General features: G+C 65.5%; 16 protein-coding genes. 7 read left to right on the top strand and 9 right to left on the bottom strand.

The genetic code is table 11. The annotated features are described in order from the left end of the window. Positions 1-10 precede the first annotated feature (10 nt). The 3 genes from ATE71_RS07360 to ATE71_RS07350 all read left to right on the top strand — a co-directional run bounded on the left by ATE71_RS07360 (position 11) and on the right by ATE71_RS07350 (position 3,257). A complete protein-coding gene (locus ATE71_RS07360; RefSeq protein WP_058802791.1) occupies positions 11-793 on the top strand; it encodes an SDR family NAD(P)-dependent oxidoreductase in 783 nt (260 codons plus the stop codon). Between the two features lie 66 nt (positions 794-859). Further along, on the top strand, positions 860-2,110 hold the full coding sequence (locus ATE71_RS07355) for an acetyl-CoA C-acetyltransferase (protein WP_058802790.1): 1,251 nt from the start codon (positions 860-862) through the stop codon (positions 2,108-2,110). Positions 2,111-2,126: 16 nt separating this feature from the next. Next, positions 2,127-3,257, top strand: coding sequence for a CaiB/BaiF CoA transferase family protein (locus tag ATE71_RS07350; protein ID WP_058802789.1), 1,131 nt, complete (start codon positions 2,127-2,129; stop codon positions 3,255-3,257). Between the two features lie 4 nt (positions 3,258-3,261). On the opposite strand, the gene ATE71_RS07345 is transcribed toward ATE71_RS07350, so the two are convergent. Together ATE71_RS07345 and ATE71_RS07340 are read right to left on the bottom strand one after the other, a co-directional pair. After that, entirely contained in the window at positions 3,262-3,975 is a 714-nt protein-coding gene (locus ATE71_RS07345; protein ID WP_058802788.1) for an acyl-CoA dehydrogenase family protein, read from the bottom strand. Beyond that, positions 3,972-5,111 (bottom strand): acyl-CoA dehydrogenase family protein, encoded by a 1,140-nt coding sequence (locus tag ATE71_RS07340; protein ID WP_058802787.1) that lies wholly within the window; start codon positions 5,109-5,111, stop codon positions 3,972-3,974. Before ATE71_RS07340 ends, ATE71_RS07345 begins: the two co-directional genes overlap by 4 nt. Before the next feature lie 51 nt (positions 5,112-5,162). On the opposite strand from ATE71_RS07340, the gene ATE71_RS07335 reads away from it, so the two are divergent. Continuing rightward, positions 5,163-5,966: a crotonase/enoyl-CoA hydratase family protein gene (locus ATE71_RS07335; protein WP_058802786.1), complete on the top strand. Its 804-nt coding sequence runs from the start codon at positions 5,163-5,165 to the stop codon at positions 5,964-5,966. A 2-nt stretch (positions 5,967-5,968) separates the two neighbouring features. After that, positions 5,969-6,748, top strand: a complete 780-nt coding sequence (locus ATE71_RS07330; protein ID WP_058802785.1) for a tyrosine-protein phosphatase — start codon at positions 5,969-5,971, stop codon at positions 6,746-6,748. A gap of 3 nt (positions 6,749-6,751) precedes the next feature. Here ATE71_RS07330 and ATE71_RS07325 read toward each other — a convergent pair whose 3' ends face one another. From ATE71_RS07325 to ATE71_RS07310, 5 genes are all read right to left on the bottom strand, one after another. Then, on the bottom strand, positions 6,752-8,086 hold the full coding sequence (locus ATE71_RS07325; protein WP_058802784.1) for a metal-dependent hydrolase family protein: 1,335 nt from the start codon (positions 8,084-8,086) through the stop codon (positions 6,752-6,754). A gap of 74 nt (positions 8,087-8,160) precedes the next feature. After that, positions 8,161-8,781, bottom strand: a complete 621-nt coding sequence (locus ATE71_RS07320; protein ID WP_058802783.1) for a phosphatase PAP2 family protein — start codon at positions 8,779-8,781, stop codon at positions 8,161-8,163. A gap of 131 nt (positions 8,782-8,912) precedes the next feature. Beyond that, on the bottom strand, positions 8,913-10,310 hold the full coding sequence (lpdA, locus tag ATE71_RS07315; RefSeq protein ID WP_058802782.1) for a dihydrolipoyl dehydrogenase: 1,398 nt from the start codon (positions 10,308-10,310) through the stop codon (positions 8,913-8,915). Next, complete coding sequence (locus ATE71_RS22055) at positions 10,303-10,506, bottom strand: hypothetical protein (RefSeq protein ID WP_152998670.1); 204 nt, start codon at positions 10,504-10,506, stop codon at positions 10,303-10,305. The genes lpdA and ATE71_RS22055 overlap by 8 nt, the downstream gene beginning before the upstream one ends. A gap of 13 nt (positions 10,507-10,519) precedes the next feature. Next, positions 10,520-11,818, bottom strand: coding sequence for a pyruvate dehydrogenase complex dihydrolipoamide acetyltransferase (locus tag ATE71_RS07310; RefSeq protein WP_058802781.1), 1,299 nt, complete (start codon positions 11,816-11,818; stop codon positions 10,520-10,522). Positions 11,819-11,977: 159 nt separating this feature from the next. On the opposite strand from ATE71_RS07310, the gene ATE71_RS07305 reads away from it, so the two are divergent. Continuing rightward, positions 11,978-12,430: a universal stress protein gene (locus ATE71_RS07305; protein ID WP_058802780.1), complete on the top strand. Its 453-nt coding sequence runs from the start codon at positions 11,978-11,980 to the stop codon at positions 12,428-12,430. On the opposite strand, the gene ATE71_RS07300 is transcribed toward ATE71_RS07305, so the two are convergent. Then, complete coding sequence (locus tag ATE71_RS07300; protein WP_058802779.1) at positions 12,427-12,819, bottom strand: hypothetical protein; 393 nt, start codon at positions 12,817-12,819, stop codon at positions 12,427-12,429. The genes ATE71_RS07305 and ATE71_RS07300 overlap by 4 nt on opposite strands. Before the next feature lie 118 nt (positions 12,820-12,937). On the opposite strand from ATE71_RS07300, the gene ATE71_RS07295 reads away from it, so the two are divergent. Continuing rightward, positions 12,938-13,720, top strand: a complete 783-nt coding sequence (locus tag ATE71_RS07295) for a helix-turn-helix domain-containing protein (protein ID WP_058802778.1) — start codon at positions 12,938-12,940, stop codon at positions 13,718-13,720. 90 nt (positions 13,721-13,810) lie between these two features. Here ATE71_RS07295 and ATE71_RS07290 read toward each other — a convergent pair whose 3' ends face one another. Then, positions 13,811-16,141: a ribonuclease R family protein gene (locus tag ATE71_RS07290; RefSeq protein ID WP_152998669.1), complete on the bottom strand. Its 2,331-nt coding sequence runs from the start codon at positions 16,139-16,141 to the stop codon at positions 13,811-13,813.

The following is a 16,141-nucleotide window of genomic DNA, read 5'->3' as shown; positions in this document are numbered from 1 at the left end:
GAGCCTCCCCATGAAGATCGATTCCACCATCGCCGCCGTTGTCACGGGAGGCGCCTCGGGCCTGGGTCGCGCGACAGCGGAGGCCCTCGCGGCATCGGGCGTGAAGGTCGCAATTTTCGATATCAACGACGCGCTTGGCGAAGATGTCGCGGCGTCGATCGGCGGGCTGTTCGTGCATGTCGACATTACCGACGAACAATCGGTCCTCGACGGCTACGCGAAAGCGCGCGCCATGCATGGGCAGGAACGCGTGTGCGTCCATTGCGCGATGACCTCGCGCCGCGGCAAGACGCTCGCCTATGACAAGGAAAACGGAAGTTATCGCCGTACCCCCACCGCCGACTATGCCTTCGGCGTCGAAGGCATTTTGACCGCGAGCTACCGCGTCGCGTCGATCGCCGCCGAAGGCATTGCGACCCTTCCCGAGATGGAAGACGGCGAGCGCGGCGCAATCGTGCTGACCGCGTCGGTCGCGGCGCAGGACGGGCAGATTGGGCAAGTCATTTATGGTTCGGCCAAGGCTGGGGTGAACGGCCTTGTCCTGCCGATGGCACGCGACCTGATGGACCTTGGCATCCGCGTCAATTCGATCATGCCCGGCGTATTCGGCACGCCGCTCCTCAACAATATGAACCCAAAGGTGAAGGAGAGCCTCGAGGCATCGGTGCCCTTCCCCAAGCGGCTCGGCAAGGCCGAAGAATACGCTAGCCTTGCGATGGAAATGCTCCGCAACACCTATTTCAACGGTCAAGCCGTGCGCCTCGACGGCGCCATTCGCATGGCCCCCCGCTAACCTCCCCGCCAATCCGCTTTTCAATCGATCCGCTATCTTAGAAGCTCTCCACGAAAGGATATCATCATGGCCGAGGCCTATATCATCGACGCTGTTCGTACCCCCCGCGGGATCGGCAAGCCCGGCAAGGGCGCGTTGTCGCACCTCCATCCGCAGCATCTCGCCGCGACGGTGCTCGCCGCGATCCGCGACCGCAACAATCTCGACACCGCGACCGTCGACGACATTGTCTGGTCGACGTCGAGCCAGAACGGCAAGCAGGGCGGCGACCTCGGCCGCATGGCAGCGCTGTCGGCAGGTTATGACATCAAGGCCAGCGGCACGACGCTCGACCGCTTCTGCGGCGGCGGCATCAGCTCGGTAAACTTCGCCGCGGCCAGCGTGATGAGCGGCATGGAAGATTGCGTCATCGCGGGCGGCACCGAAATGATGAGCTACACCAGCGCGCATGCCGCGGAACAGGCGAATGCCGGCCTGCCGCCGCGCCTGATGGGCTCGGGTCACGACGCGCTCGACGAACTCCACCCGCAATCGCATCAGGGCATTTGCGGCGACGCGATCGCGACGATCGAGGGGATCAGCCGCGAAGATCTCGACGGGCTCGCGCTCGTTAGCCAGCAGCGCGCAGACCGCGCGATCAAGGAAGGCCGCTTCGACAAGTCGGTCGTGCCCGTGCACAACCCCGACGGCAGCGTCGCGCTCGACCGTGAGGAATTTCCGCGCCCCGAAACCACCGCCGAAGGGCTCGCGGCGCTGAAGCCGAGCTTCGCGGGCCTCGCCGATTTCGACATGGGCGGCGGCTTCACCTTCCGCAAGCAGATCAACCGTCGCTACCCCGATCTCGAAATCAAGCATTTCCACCATGCCGGCAATTCGTCGGGCGTCGTCGACGGCGCCGCGGCGCTGCTGCTGACATCGAAGGACTATGCCGACAAGCATGGCCTCAAGCCCCGCGCGCGCGTGGTCGCATACGCGAACATCGGCGACGATCCGACGCTGATGCTGAACGCGCCGGTTCCGGCGGCGAAGAAGGTGCTCGAAAAGGCGGGGCTCAAGAAGGAAGACATCGACGTCTGGGAAATCAACGAGGCTTTCGCGGTCGTCGCCGAAAAGTTCATCCGTGACCTCGACTTGCCCCGCGATAAGGTGAACATCAACGGCGGCGCGATGGCGCTCGGCCATCCGATCGGCGCAACGGGCTCGATCCTGATTGGCACTGCGCTCGACGAGCTCGAACGCTCGGGCGGTCGCTATGGCCTCGTCACCATGTGCGCCGCCGGCGGCATGGCGCCCGCGATCATCATCGAACGTATCTGAATAACAGGAGAGCATCATGGCCGGGCCGCTGAAGGGCATCAGGATCATCGAATTTGCCGGCATCGGTCCCGGCCCCTTCTGCGGCATGATGCTCGCCGACCACGGCGCCGAGGTGATCCGCATCGATCGCCCCGGCGGCGTCATGGATCCGCGCGATCCGCTGAGCCGCAGCCGCACCTCGATCGCTCTCGATATGAAGAATCCCGACGCGGTCCGTATCGCCCGCGAACTGTGCAAGAGCGCCGACGGGATTATCGAAGGCTATCGCCCCGGGGTGATGGAGCGGCTGGGGCTCGGCCCCGACGTGCTGCTCGCCGACAACCCGAAGCTTGTTTACGGGCGCATGACCGGCTGGGGACAGTTCGGTCCCTATGCGCAGGCCGCAGGCCACGATATCAACTATATCTCGCTGTCGGGCGTTCTCCACGGCATCGGCCGCGCGGGCGAAAAGCCCGTTCCGCCGGTCAATTATGTCGGCGACTTCGGCGGCGGCGGGATGATGCTCGCCTTCGGCATGTCGAGCGCGCTCGTCCACGCCGCGCGCACCGGCGAGGGTCAGGTGATCGACTGTGCGATGACCGACGGGTCGGCGTTGCTCGCCGGCATGACCTGGGGCTTTCTCGCGGCAGGCCGGATCAAGGACGAGGCCGGCGTCAACATGCTCGACGGCGCCGCGCATTTCTATGACAGTTACGAATGCGCCGACGGCAAGTTCATCTCGATCGGGTCGATCGAACCGCAATTCTATGCGCTGTTGCGCGAAAAGACCGGGCTGACCGACGACCCCGATTTCGATGCGCAGATGGACCCGTCGAAATGGAGTGCGCTCAAGGACAAGCTCACCGTCCTGTTCAAGACGAAGACGCGCGACGAATGGTGCACGATCATGGAAATGAGCGATGTTTGCTTCGCCCCGATCCTGTCGCTGACCGAGGCGCCGCAGCACCCGCACAATGTCGAGCGCGTAACCTTCCTGACAGTCGGCGGCGCGATCCAGCCCGCCCCGGCGCCGCGCTATTCGGCGACGGTCAACGACACGCCGCGTGCGGCGCCTGCGGTCGGCGCTGATGGCGATGCCGTGCTGGCGGGGCTCGGCTATGACGCCGCGGGCATTGCCGCGCTGCGCGAAAGCGGCGCGCTGCGCTGACCCGTTACCCGGCGCGCGCGGTCAGGCTTTCCCACAGGCCGCGCCCGCCGAGGACGGCAACCTGACGTCCGAGGGCCTGCGCCCAATGCGCATCGTTGCCATGCTCGCCGCGCCAGCGCATCAGCGGGATCGTCACGCGGTGCAGGTCATATTCCTCGGTGAAGCCGATCGCGCCATGTACCTGATGTGCAATCGACGTCACGACACCGACCGCGCGATTGGCACGCAGTTTCGCGGCGGCGATCTCGAAAACCGCCGCATCAGCGTCGAACCCCGACGCATCGAGCCGCGCCGCCATCGCGGCCGCCGCCGCATCGACCGCCGCAACCTCGCACGCCATCACCGCGAGCGATTGCTGCACGGCCTGAAATTTCCCGAGCGGGCGCCCGAATTGCTGGCGCGTGTTCACATGGTCGATCGACAGCGCCAGCGCCTGCCCCATCGCGCCCGCCATCAGGCTGACCGTTGCAGCGGCACGGTGCGGCATGGAAACGTCGCCGAGACCGGAAAGGATGACGGCGGCGACCGGAATGTTAGGCGCCGACATGCCCGCGATATGAAGGACCGCATGCGCATCGCCCCAGTCGCCGCCAAAACCGCCACCTTCCTCCGCGACAAGCAGCAGCGCGAAACCCGCCTCTTCGACGGGCGCGATATCGCTGGCACCGGCCAGAACCGCCCGCGCGGTATCGCAGAGCATCTCGCGCGCCGCGCTCATCTGAGGCCCAGTCCGCGCGCGATGATACCGCGGATCACTTCGCGCGTCCCGCCACGCAGCGAGAAACTCGGCGAGGCGATGAGGAGAGCGCGGAGCAGCCTTGCGAGGTCCGCTTTGTCATCCCATGCGCAGTCGACGATCGCCTGCACGCGGCGCGGCATATCCTGTTCGAACGCATTGCCCAGTTCCTTGACAACCGACGCCTCGACCATCGGGTCTTCGCCTGCCGCGAGCTTCGCGGCGGTCGACATGGAGAGCTGGCGCAGCGTCCACATTTCCGCGGTGAGCTTGCCGATCACACCGGCAATGGCGGGCTCGGGATCGGCCCCCGCCGCATCGATCAATGCGACGAGCAGCGCGTGGCTCGACAGATAGCGTTCGGGGCCCGAGCGTTCGAGACCGAGTTCAGCGGTGACCTGCTTCCACCCCTGCCCGCGTGTCCCGACGAGCGCACCGTGCGGGACGAGCACGTCGTCGAAAAAAACCTCGTTGAAATCATGGTTGCCCGCCATGTCGATGATCGGGCGGATCGTGATGCCCGGCGTGTCAAGGTCGATCAGCAGCTGGCTGAGCCCCGCATTCCGCTCGCTGCCTTCCTCCGTCCTGACGAGCGCGAGCATGATGTGCGAAAAATGTGCGCCGGTGGTCCAGATTTTCTGGCCGTTGATGCGCCATCCTTCGGCGGTCTCGCGCGCCGACGTCCGCACAGCGGCGAGGTCGGACCCTGCCCCAGGCTCGGACAGCCCGATGCAGGCGTAAAGCTCGCCCTTGGCAATCCCGGGCAGATAGCGCTCGCGCTGTTCATCGCTGCCATAGCGCAGGATCAGCGGCCCGGTCTGCCGGTCGGCGATCCAGTGTGCACCGACGGGTGCGCCCGCCGCGAGCAGTTCCTCGATCACGACATAGCGTTCGAGCGGGTGACGATCGCCGCCGCCATAAATTGCCGGGAGCGTCATGCCGACATAGCCCGCAGCACCGAGGGCGCGACTGAAATCGGGGTCGAAACTCGCCCAGCAATTCGCGCGGGCGACGATATCGTCGACAGGTTGGTTCACCGCGAGCCAGCCCCGCAAATCGGCGCGCAGTGCGGCAACGTCGCCGGGCGGATCAAAGGGATAGAGCGCGAAGCTTTGCATGTCGCATCAGCCATGCAATAGCTTTGGTTAGGCAGCAAAGGATAATTGAAGATGGGCGAGTTTTTGAGTGTCGAGCGGCGGGGCAAAATCGCGATCATGACGATGATCAAGCCCGAGAGCATGAATGCCATCGGCACCCACGAGGATTGCCAGGATGTCATCGACACGCTGCGCACCCTTGGCGACGACCGCAGCGTCAGCGCGATCATCCTGACCGGCAGCGGCAAGGCGTTCAGCGCCGGCGGCAACCTCAAAGGCATGCAGGACCGCACCGGCATCGGCGTGCTCGACCAGCCCGATTCCACCCGCGCCAATTACCGCAAGGGCGTACAGGCGGTGATCCGCGCGCTGATGGACTGCGAAGTGCCGATGATCGCCGCGGTCAACGGCCATGCGATCGGGCTGGGCGCCGACCTTGCCTGCACCTGCGACATCCGTATCGCCGCCGAGAGCGCGAAATTCGCGTGCAGCTTTATCAAGGTCGGGATCGTCCCCGGCGACGGCGGCGCCTGGCTGCTGCAGAAGATACTCGGCTACCCCCGCGCCGCCGAACTGTTCCTCACCGGCGACCGCTTTGACGCGGCTCAGGCAAAGGAATATGGTCTTGTTACGGACGTCGTGCCCGATGCGGAGCTGCTCGACCGTGCGATCGCCATTGCCGAGCGGATCGTCTGCAACCCGCCCCGGGCGCTGCGCCTGACGAAGCGTTTGCTGCGCGAGGCGCAGCACAGCCGGATGAGCGATATTTTGGAACTGAGCGCAGCCTATCAGGCGATCGTCCACGAAACCGCGGATAACCGCGAGGCGATCAATGCGTTCGTCGAAAAGCGCACCCCTATTTTTACAGGAGAATGACCATGCTCGCCGAGCGTGTCCTGCCGCTGTCCGGTATCCACAATTTCCGCGACTATGGCGGTTATGCCGTCGAGGGCGGCGGACGTCTGCGCGAAGGGACGCTGTGGCGCTCGGCGCATCATGAAGCGGCAACCGACGAGGACCTCGCCGCGCTCGACGCGCTGGGCCTCGAAACGGTCATTGATCTCCGGGGCGACGACGAGCGCGAGTTGCACCCGTGCCGCCGGTCCGAGAATTTCTCGGCGCGCGTGCTGTTCGCCGGCGGGGTGACCGCGGGCCTCGCACCGCACCTTCAGGCGGCGGGCGGGACGATCGACGTCGCGACGGCGCGCGACCGGATGATCGATACCTATGCTGGCATGCCCTATCGCCCTGCGCTGGTCGCGACGCTGCGGCTCTATCTCGCCGCGCTGGCCGAATATGACGCGCCGAGCCTTGTCCATTGCGTCGCGGGCAAGGATCGCACGGGTTTTGCCGTGGCGATCGTCCACCGGCTGCTCGGCGTGCATGAGGATGATCTGATGCACGATTATCTGCTGACCAACACCGCGGGCAAGATCGAGGAACGGATCGCGCAGGGCGCTGCGCATATCCGCTCGCGCTATGGCGCCGAGATTCACGACGATGCGATCCGCGCGCTGATGTCGGTCAATCCCGCCTATCTCGACGCCGCGCTCGCCACGGTACGGCGCGACCATGGCGACATACCGGGCTATGCCGATGCGGTGCTGAACTTCACACCCGAGATGCGCGAGGCGCTGGTTGACCGGCTGGTGGTCTAGGGCCTATTGGCCGCGCACCAGCACCCCGCCCTTCACCACCGCATCGACGCTTTCCAACTGGCGTACGTCGGCCAGCGGGTCCCCGTCGACCGCGACGATATCGGCATAGCGGCCGACCGCGATCGCCCCGACATCCTTTTCGCGTCCCAGCGCTTCGGCGCCATTCTTCGTCGCCGCCTGGATCGCCTGCATCGGGGTCATTCCATATTCGACCATGACGCGAAATTGCTTGCCGACCTCGCCGTGCGGCATCACGCCGGCGTCCGATCCGAACACCATTCGCACGCCGGCCTTCACCGCCTTGCGGAAATTGTCGCGCTGGATCTGTGCGATCTCGCGGTCCTTGCGCAGATTATCCTCGAGCACGCCGTTCTTCGCTCCCTCGGCCTGCGTATATTCGGTGTTGTAGATATCCATCGAGAACCACACCGGTTGCCTGCGCGCGACGGCCATCCGGATGCCTTCATCATCGACCAGGCTGACATGTTCGATCGTGTCGATCCCGGCGGCGATCGCGGCGCGAATCCCCTCGGCGCCATGCGCGTGCGCTGCGACGCGCAGGCCCCATTGATGCGCCTCGTCGGCGATCGCGGCGAGTTCCTTTTCGGACACCTGAAGCTGCCCCGGCTCGGTGTTTCGCGAGAAGACGCCGCCGGTCGCGCACACCTTGATCACCTCGGCGCCATATTTGCGCTGGCGGCGGACCTGGTAACGCAGCTCGTCGGGGGTGTCGCCGATCCCCTCTTCCTTGCCGTCCTTCTTTTCAAGGCTGGGCGGCAGGAAAGTGCTGTCGCAATGCCCGCCGGTCGCGCCGAGCGCATAGCCCGCGGGCACGATGCGCGGCCCGGTCGCATAGCCCGCGTCGATCGCCTGCTTGAGCCCGATGTCGTTGCGGTCGCTCGACCCGACGTTGCGCACGGTGGTGAAACCCGCGCCGAGCATGTCGTTGGCATTCTTGACCGCGGTCATGCCCCAGAAGCTGTCGGTGAACTCCAGCCCGCGATAGCCGCCGATGTCGGCGGGGCCGTCGAGATGGACGTGCATGTCGATCAAGCCCGGCAGCAGCGTCTTGTCGCCCAGATCGATATGCTTGACGTTCGATCCCCAGCGCACCGTGCGCGCATCGGCTATATTCGCGATGCGGCCGTCGGCGCCGACAAAGATAGCGGGAAACTCAACCGTCTTGCCGGTGAGCACATCGATGTAGCGCGCGGCGGTGATCACCGTCTGGCCGGTCGCTTCCTGCGCCATCGCAGGGGCAATCGAGCCAGCCAGAAACGCCGTCGAACCGAAAAGGATTCCCCGCAGAAAACTGCCGAACTTCACTCGCGATTGCATGTTTGATCCGCCTGTTGTTGATGCCCGGATATGGTGATGGCAAACCGCCGCAAAATAGGACAGCGGAAAATGCGTCAGGCGGGTGTCCGGTGTTTCGCGACCCACCATGCGCCAAGCAGCGCAAAGGCGGTGCCGAGCATCGTGCCGCCGACGATATCGCTTGCCCAATGAACGCCTAGCATGATGCGCGAAAAGCCGTTGAGGACGATCATCGCCGCCGCCAGCGTCCAGGCGAAGGGGCGCCAGCGCGGGGGCGCGAGCCGGGCGAGCAGCAGATAGACGACGGCGGCGCTCGTCGCATGGCCGCTGGGGTAGGAAAAGCTCGTCTGATGATCGAGATGATCGATCAGGTCGGGGCGCGCGCGGCCAAAGCCGAGCTTGAGCAGGCTCGACGCCAGGTTAGCCAGCAGCGACGCGCCGCCGAGCGCGACCGCGCAGCGCGGGCCGCACCAGTGCCACACCAGCCCGCAAAGCAGGATGACGATGATCCAGCGCGGGATGCCGCCGCCGATCCAGCTTACCCCTTGCATGAAGGATATGAAGGCGGGATCGCTTTCATCGATGCGGATCGTGAAGCTGTGCGAGACTTGCCAGTCGATGCTCTCGGTCCAGCCTGCGCCGACGGCGAGGCCGATCAGGATTACGGCGAGGAGGAGAGCCGCCGCTATCGCGGGAAAGCCGGAACGTCGAAGCAAGAAAATCCTCCCTGTGGCGCCGCCATGGGGAGGTGGCGGTCCCGCAGGGGCCGACGGAGGGGCCCCTCCACCACTCGCCTGCGGCGAGCGGTCCCCCTCCCCATCGCTTCGCGACAGGGAGGATCAGATCGTCAAATATGCAGCGGCCGCCCGAACGCCGCGAGCACGCCCTCGTGCATCGTTTCGCTCAAGGTGGGATGCGGGAAGACCGTGCCGATGAAGTCATCCTCGACCAGCTCGGCGGTCTTGCCGATCGTATAGCCCTGAATGAGCTCGGTGACCTCGGCACCAATCATGTGCGCGCCGAGCAGTTCGCCGGTCTTGGCGTCGAACACGGTCTTGGTGAAACCCTCGGCCTCGCCCAGCGCAATCGCCTTGCCGTTGCCGATGAAGGGGAAGGTCCCGGCCTTGACCTCGTAACCCAGCTCCTTCGCCTTCGCTTCCGTCAGCCCGACGCTGGCGATCTGCGGGCGGCAATAGGTGCAGCCGGGGATGTTGCGCGGGTCCATCGCGTGCGGGTGATTGCCCGCGATCGCCTCGACCGAAATCACTGATTCGTGCATCGCCTTGTGCGCGAGCCACGGCGGCGCGGTGACGTCGCCGATCGCCCAGATACCTGGGACGTTGGTGCGGCACATTGCGTCGGTGTCGATATGGCCCTTGGTCGTCTTCACGCCCAGCGCTTCGAGCCCGATATTCTCGGTGTTCGGGACGATCCCGATCGCGACGATTGCGTGGCTGAATTCGGCGCTTTCGGTCTTGCCGTCCTTGGTCTTGATCTTTGCGGTGACGCCGGTCGCGGTCGCCTTAAGTTCCTCGACCCCGGCACCGGTGAAGATCGTCATGCCCTGTTTCTTGAGCTGCTTTTCGAGGAAGGCCGATACATCGGCATCCTCGACGGGGACGAGGCGGTCGAGCATTTCGACAACGGTCACGTCGCAGCCCATGTCGCTGTAGAAGCTCGCGAATTCGATCCCGATCGCGCCCGATCCGATGACGAGCAGCTTCTTCGGCATTTCGGGCGGGACGAGCGCGTGGCGATAGGTCCAGATGCGCTTGCCGTCGGCGGGCGCGAACGGCAAATCACGCGCGCGGGCGCCGGTCGCGACGATGATGTTCTTGGCCGTGAGCGTTTCGCTGCCCTTCTCGCCTTTGACTTCGAGCTTGCCGGGCGCGGTCAGCTTGCCCTCGCCCATATGGACGGTGATCTTGTGCTTCTTCATCAGGAAGGCGACGCCCTGGCTGAGCTGTTTCGCGACGCCGCGGCTGCGCTTCACCACCGCGTCGATGTCGGCGCTGATCTGCTGCGCGATCAGGCCGTAATCGCCCGCGTGCTGCATATAATGATAGATTTCGGCCGAGCGCAGCAGCGCCTTGGTCGGGATGCAGCCCCAGTTAAGACAGATGCCGCCGAGATTCTCGCGCTCGACGATCGCGGTCTTCAGCCCGAGCTGCGCCGCGCGGATCGCCGCGACATAGCCGCCGGGGCCTGAGCCGAGAACGATGAGGTCGTAGTTGGTGTCAGCCACAATTATCTCCTTGTTCGCCGTTCCGGTTGCGGAGTTTGTCGATCAACTCCCAAAATACGGAAGCGGCTATAGCCGCATAGGCGAGAAACCATATTTGTCTTGAATCTTCAGGCCAAATCCAACTGGCCGTGGCGGCCAGAATGGCGAGCCCGAGCAGTCCGACCAGCCAATGCAGAAGCTGTCGAAGGAAGCGCATCGCCCTTCCCTGATCAGGCCACCAGCGCCAGCGGGTTCTCCACCAGTTCCTTGAAGGTCTTCATCAACAGCGCGCCGTCGGCGCCGTCGATCGCGCGGTGGTCGAAGCTGCCGGTGGCCGACATGACCGTCGCGATCGCCAGCGCATCGTCGACGACATAAGGCCGCTTCTCGCCCGCACCGATTGCCATGATCATCGCCTGCGGCGGATTGATCACCGCGGTGAACTGCTTGATCCCCATCATGCCCATGTTCGAGATCGACGCGGTGCCGCCCTGATATTCCTCGGGCTTCAGCTTGCCTTCCTTGGCGCGGCCCGCGAGTTCGGCCATTTCGGTCGAGATTTTCGACATCGACTTGCCGCCGGCGTCGGTGATGATCGGGGTGATCAGGCCGCCCGGGATGCTGACCGCGACCGAAATGTCGGCGCGGCTATATTTGCGCATCACGTCGCCGCCGAAGCTGACGTTGCACGACGGCACGCGCTCGAGCGCGACCGCGAGCGCCTTGATCAGCATGTCGTTGACGCTGAGCTTGACCCCGCGGCTTTCGAGGCTGGCGTTGAGTTCGCCGCGCAGCTTGAGCAGCGCGTCGAGGCGGATGTCGACGGTCAGGTAGATATGTGGTGCTTCCTGCATCGACTGGCTCAGGCGGCGCGCGATCGTCTTGCGCATGCCGCTGAGCTTCTCGTCCTCGTGCGGGATGCCGAAATCGGGGATTGCGCCGGCGGCTGCCGGGGCGGGAGCGGCCGCGGCAGGAACCGGAGCGGCGGTTGCGGCCACAGGGGCCGCGGCGCCAGTCGACGCGCCTTCGAGATCGGCCTTGACGATGCGGCCGCCGGGGCCCGTGCCCGTGACGCCCTTGAGGTCGATGCCCTGCTCGGCGGCAAGGCGTTTTGCGAGCGGGCTTGCCTTGATGCGCTCACCCGATGCAGCGGGAACGGGTGCCGGAGCCGGCGCGGGGGCCGCCGCAGGTGCAGGTGCAGGCGCCGGGGCTTCGGCCTTCGGTTCAGCGGCAGGCGCCGGTGCCGGGGTCGGGGTCGGTGCGGCCGTCGCGCTCGACGCATCTTCACCCTCGCCCGCGATCACCGCGATCACGGTTCCGACCTTCACATTGTCACTGCCTTCGGCGACGAGAATCTGGCTGATCACGCCTTCGTCGACCGCTTCGAACTCCATCGTCGCCTTGTCGGTCTCGATCTCGGCGAGCAGGTCGCCCGACTTGACCTCATCGCCTTCCTTCACCAGCCATTTGGCAAGGGTGCCCTCCTCCATCGTCGGCGAGAGAGCGGGCATTTTCAGTTCGATTGGCATGTCTAGGCGTGTCCCTGTCAGTCTTGCAGGCGGGGCCTGCCGCTACGGATTCTTCCTCGCCATAAGCCCTGCATCGGTCAAGGTCCAGCGGGCCAGCTTGCGTTTCATACGAATGTGACGCACTCTCGGCGCCAAGCAAAAACGAGAGGGGTCGGGGCGATGCGGACGTATCTTGTGGTGATCGACGACAGCCCGGAGTCGTCGCTGGCGCTTCGCTTTGCGGCGCGGCGCGCGGCGCGTACGGGGGGCGGCGTGATCATCCTTGCGATCATCCCGCCGCAGGATTTTGTCGCGTTCGGCGGAGTGCAGGCCACGATCGAGGCCGAAGCGCGGGAACATGCCGAGGAGCTTGTGGCGACGGCCGCCGATGCAGTGATGCAGGAAGGCGTCACGGCGCAGAATATGATCAAGTCGGGCAAGCCCGCCGAAGTGGTCCGCGAGGTGATCGGCGCAAGCGACGAGATTGCCGCGCTTGTACTCGCGACGGCGGCCTCGGGGGCGCCGGGGCCGCTGGTCGCGCATTTCACCGGACAGGATGCGGGAACCCTCCCCTGTCCGGTGATGCTGGTGCCGGGCGGGATCGACGTCGCCCGGCTCGACGCGCTGAGTTAGGCGGCGGCGGCGTGGCCGCCCGTGGTCGCGCCTTTCCATTCGAGGATCGCGAAGCCTAGAACGCCGAACGCCTGCGCGATGACGACGGCGATCCCGATCGCCGTCATCTGTCCTGCAAAGACGGCGACCACCGCGAAACTGGCGGCGACCCAGCCGACATTGCCGACCGCGATCAGCTTGACCAGCGCGGCGTTTGGCACCGCCTGCGCGGCCGCGACCAGCATCAGCAGGCCTGCCGCCAGACAGATCCAGCCGCCCACCGCGACGATGTTCGCCGGCAATCCGAACAGCGCGCCCACGGGCGCGGCGGCAAAAAGGCCGGCGATGCAGACCGCCGCAGCGGTGACGGCATCGGTAACGAGGATATTCTTGAGGTTGCGGATCGACATGATGATTCTCCTTTCGACCCGCCCCGATTGGACCGCGGATTGAATGGCGTCGATTACGCGTGAGGTAATGGAAAAAGCGAAGGCCGGGGTATAGCTCCGCTTACGAAGGAGAATGACAATGAAACCCGCTTCGCTCGGCGAGCAGCTTCGCGAATGGCGCGTCAGGCGCCGGATGAGCCAGATGGACCTTGCGCTCGACAGCGAGATTTCGACGCGTCACCTCAGCTTTATCGAGACGGGTCGATCGAGGCCGAGCGCGGCGATGCTTCAGCGGCTCGCCGACTGTCTGGAGGTGCCGCATCGCGCACGCAACGCGATGCTGCTCGCGGGAGGCTACGCCCCCGATTTCCAGGAGCGCCCACTCGACAGCGAAGAGATGGCGGGCATGAAGGCCATCGTGGAACATGTGCTGCGGGGGCACGAACCCTATCCGGCGCTCGCGGTCGACCGGCACTGGAACATGATCGCTGCGAACAATGCGGTGGCGCTGTTGACTCAGCTCGCGGCACCCGAATTGTTCGAACCTCCGGTCAATGTCCTTCGCATTGCGCTGCATCCAGAAGGGCTCGCACCGCATATCGTCAATCACGGCGAATGGCGTGCGCACATCCTCGAACGGCTCGATCATCAGATCGATGCGAGCGCCGACGCCGGACTGATCGCGCTCCGCGAGGAACTGGCCGGCTATCCCGCATCGACGAGCGCGCATGACAGAAGCGCGGCAAACGGGATCGCGGTGCCGCTGATCCTCGACACGCCGATGGGGCAGATCCGCTTCGTCTCGACCGTCACAATCTTCGGCACGCCGGTCGATATCACGCTGTCCGAACTGGCGATCGAAGCCTTCTTCCCCGCCGATGCGGAGAGCGCGGCGCTGCTACGGGCGATGGCGGGTAACTGAACCCCCGTCGCCCCCCGCGACGGCGGGGACGCTATCAGCCTTGCGTTACCTGTCCGGCGGCCCCGCCTTCACGGGGCATCGGTAAAGTATTTAGCGCCGCTTGCCCTTGTGCTTGATATTCGCCGGCCTTCCGCGCTTACCGACCATGTGCTTGCCGGCCTTGTCCTTCATGGATCCCTTCGCTTTCACCCCGTCGCGCCGCGGCGGCCGATTGCGGAAGCCGCCCTCGGGCGCATCGGGCAATTCGAAGCGCAGCGCGCCGCTGATCGGATTGGCGTCCATCAGCCGCAGCTCGATCCGCTGCCCGACCGTATAGCTCACCCGGCCATGCTCGCTGTCTAGGCTGCGCGCCGCCTCATCATAGAAGAAACGCTCGCTCCCCAGCGTCGATACCGGCACCAGCCCGTCGCCGCCGAGCCCGTCGACGGTCGCGAAAAAGCCGAAGGGCTGGACGCCGGTGATGCGCGCGACAAGGATTTCGCCCGTCTTGGTCGCGAGGTAAGCCGCGACATAGCGGTCGATCGTCTCGCGCTCGGCTTCCATCGCGCGGCGTTCGAGCGCGCTGATCGTCTCGCCGATGCGCGACAGGCCCTTGGCGTCGGCCTCGCCCAGCCCGGTGCGCGCCGGCAGATCCCTGACCTTGCCGGGCACCTCGAGCTTGTACGAATCGACGAGCGCGCGGTGGACGATCAGGTCGGCGTAGCGGCGGATCGGCGAAGTGAAATGCGCATAAGAGCCGAGCGCGAGGCCGAAATGCCCCGCATTGGCTGGACCGTAGTAGGCCTGCGTCTGGCTGCGCAGAATCGCCTGCATGATTTCGGGCAGACGGTCGTCTTCGGAAAAGCCGTCGATCAGGCGGTTGAACACCGCAGGCGTGATGACTTGCCCCAGCGCAAAGCTCTGTTCGAAGGTTTCGAGATAATCCTTGAGGCTGACCAGCTTCTCGCGGCTCGGCGGCTCGTGGATGCGGTACATCACCGGCGACTTCTTCGCCTCCAGCGCCTTCGCCGCCGCGACGTTGGCCGCGATCATATAATCCTCGATCAGCCGGTGCGCGTCGAGCCGGTCGCGCACGCGGATTTCAGCGATCCCACCCTGCTCGTCGAGAATTACCTGCCGCTCAGGCAGATCGAGGTCGAGCGGGTCGCGTGCGGCGCGCGACTTGGCGAGCAGCGCCCAGCTGGCCCAGAGGTTGCGCAGCGCAGGCAGCACATCGGCGTCCCATTCCGCACGCGGCTCGTTCGTGTCAAAGGCTGCCTGCGCCTGCTCATAGGCAATGTTCGCGCGCAGCCGGACGAGCGCGCGCGCAAACCGCCATGACGTCACCTTGCCGTGCCTGTCGATAACGAGATGGCACGCCATCGCGGCGCGATCTTCGCCCGCTTTCAGCGAGCAGACACCGGCGGACAAGGTTTCGGGCAGCATCGGCACCACCTGGTCGGGAAAATAGACGCTGTTGCCGCGCCGCCGCGCCTCGCGGTCGAGCGCGCCCTCGGGGCGGACATAAAAGCTGACATCGGCGATCGCGACGATGGCGCGGAAACCGCCCTTGTTGCCGGGATCGTCGTCGGGGATCGCCCAGACGGCATCGTCATGGTCGCGCGCATCGATCGGATCGATCGCGACGATCGGCACATCGCGCAGATCCTCGCGGCCGTCGGGGGTGAGCGGCAGCTTCGCCGCTTTCTCGGCCTCGGCGAGCGTTTCGCCGTCGAATACGTGCGGAATTTCGTGCCGTGCGATCGCGATCATGCTCAAGGATCTGGGCGCGAAGGGGTCGCCGATGCGGTTAATCACCTTCGCCTTGATCGCGGAGCCGCGCCCGGTCAGTTCGGCGCGCACCAGATCGCCGATCTCGGCATCGCCCTTGTCGGCTACCGTGAAGTCGTACCGCGCGCGCTTGTCGGCGGGACGCAGCCAAACCATCGGCTTGCCGCCGGGTGACTGCTCCTCGACGAGCACGCCGATCACCATCTCGGCGCTCGCCTGGAGGCGCTTCATCGGGTGCGCGACATGGCCGCTGCCGCGTTCCTCGGTCCGCGCGAGGATGCGGTCGCCGACGCCGAGCGCGCCTTTTCGTCCCTGCTCGATCACCCGCAACCGCGGCGCGGGACCTGCGGCTTCCCAGCGTTCGGGCACCGCCCAGACGTTGCTGCCCTCGATCGCAGCGACGCGCAGCACCGTCACGCGCGGCAGCCCGCCATGCTTGTGGAAGGCGCGGCCCGGCGCCAGGTCGATGAGCCCCTCGTCGGTCATGTCCTTGAGCAGCGCCTTCAGCGCGATCTTGTCATTCCCGTGCAGCGCGAAATGCTTGGCAATCTCGCGCTTGCCGACGGCGTCCTTGCTCTCTTCGATGAAGCGAAGGATCTGATCGGCGCTGGGCAGGCCAGCCGGCTGCGGGCGTTTGGGGCGCTTCGTCAT

Origin of the sequence: Sphingopyxis sp. H115, assembly GCF_001468465.1 — a bacterium.
Taxonomy (GTDB): domain Bacteria; phylum Pseudomonadota; class Alphaproteobacteria; order Sphingomonadales; family Sphingomonadaceae; genus Sphingopyxis.
Note: the sequence above shows the minus strand (reverse complement) of the source record. Positions and strands in the feature narration are given on the sequence as shown.

Excerpts from the sequence above, each read along its gene's own strand:
- ATE71_RS07360 (WP_058802791.1), top strand. The coding sequence starts at position 11 with ATGAAGATCGATTCCACCATCGCCGCCGTTGTCACGGGAGGCGCCTCG.
- ATE71_RS07355 (WP_058802790.1), top strand. The coding sequence starts at position 860 with ATGGCCGAGGCCTATATCATCGACGCTGTTCGTACCCCCCGCGGGATC.
- ATE71_RS07350 (WP_058802789.1), top strand. The coding sequence starts at position 2,127 with ATGGCCGGGCCGCTGAAGGGCATCAGGATCATCGAATTTGCCGGCATC.
- ATE71_RS07345 (WP_058802788.1), bottom strand. The coding sequence starts at position 3,975 with ATGAGCGCGGCGCGCGAGATGCTCTGCGATACCGCGCGGGCGGTTCTG.
- ATE71_RS07340 (WP_058802787.1), bottom strand. The coding sequence starts at position 5,111 with ATGCAAAGCTTCGCGCTCTATCCCTTTGATCCGCCCGGCGACGTTGCC.
- ATE71_RS07335 (WP_058802786.1), top strand. The coding sequence starts at position 5,163 with ATGGGCGAGTTTTTGAGTGTCGAGCGGCGGGGCAAAATCGCGATCATG.
- ATE71_RS07330 (WP_058802785.1), top strand. The coding sequence starts at position 5,969 with ATGCTCGCCGAGCGTGTCCTGCCGCTGTCCGGTATCCACAATTTCCGC.
- ATE71_RS07325 (WP_058802784.1), bottom strand. The coding sequence starts at position 8,086 with ATGCAATCGCGAGTGAAGTTCGGCAGTTTTCTGCGGGGAATCCTTTTC.
- ATE71_RS22055 (WP_152998670.1), bottom strand. The coding sequence starts at position 10,506 with ATGCGCTTCCTTCGACAGCTTCTGCATTGGCTGGTCGGACTGCTCGGG.
- ATE71_RS07310 (WP_058802781.1), bottom strand. The coding sequence starts at position 11,818 with ATGCCAATCGAACTGAAAATGCCCGCTCTCTCGCCGACGATGGAGGAG.
- ATE71_RS07305 (WP_058802780.1), top strand. The coding sequence starts at position 11,978 with ATGCGGACGTATCTTGTGGTGATCGACGACAGCCCGGAGTCGTCGCTG.
- ATE71_RS07300 (WP_058802779.1), bottom strand. The coding sequence starts at position 12,819 with ATGTCGATCCGCAACCTCAAGAATATCCTCGTTACCGATGCCGTCACC.
- ATE71_RS07295 (WP_058802778.1), top strand. The coding sequence starts at position 12,938 with ATGAAACCCGCTTCGCTCGGCGAGCAGCTTCGCGAATGGCGCGTCAGG.
- ATE71_RS07290 (WP_152998669.1), bottom strand. The coding sequence starts at position 16,141 with ATGACGAAGCGCCCCAAACGCCCGCAGCCGGCTGGCCTGCCCAGCGCC.